The organism is Myxococcus sp. AB025B, assembly GCF_006518215.1.
Lineage (GTDB): Bacteria > Myxococcota > Myxococcia > Myxococcales > Myxococcaceae > Myxococcus > Myxococcus fulvus.
Genome location: NZ_SRLW01000755.1, coordinates 1 through 394, shown reverse-complemented (window position 1 = coordinate 394; position 394 = coordinate 1). Strand labels below are relative to the sequence as shown.

Annotated in this window: 1 protein-coding gene; it reads left to right on the top strand. The window is 67.8% G+C overall.

From position 1 onward, the window contains the following. Window positions 1–103: 103 nt before the first annotated feature. A partial coding sequence (locus FL311_RS43815; protein ID WP_141333614.1) for an aldehyde dehydrogenase family protein occupies window positions 104–394 on the top strand: 291 nt, incomplete at its 3' end.

Here is a 394-nt window from a genome sequence, read left to right as displayed (position 1 = left end):
GTGTACGGCAACGTGATCCGCTTCCTGTTCCCGCTCACGATTGAAGACGCGGTATTCGAAGAGGGCCTTGCCATCCTGCAACGCGCACTGGAGGGCTGACACCATGACCCGCACCGACTTGCCGAGCGCGCCCGTTACGCCGCCGATCGCACTGAAAGACCCCGGCCTGTGGCGCACGCAAGCGTTCGTCGCCGGCACCTGGGCCGATGCCGATGACGGCGCCACACGTGACGTGACCGACCCGGCCACCGGCCGCACCATCGGCACTGTGCCCGGCATGGGCGCCGCCGAAACGCGCCGCGCCATCGAAGCCGCACAGGTTGCGCAACGTGCCTGGCGCAAGGTGAGCGCACGCGATCGCGCCAAGATTCTGCGCAAGCTGGCCGATCTGATG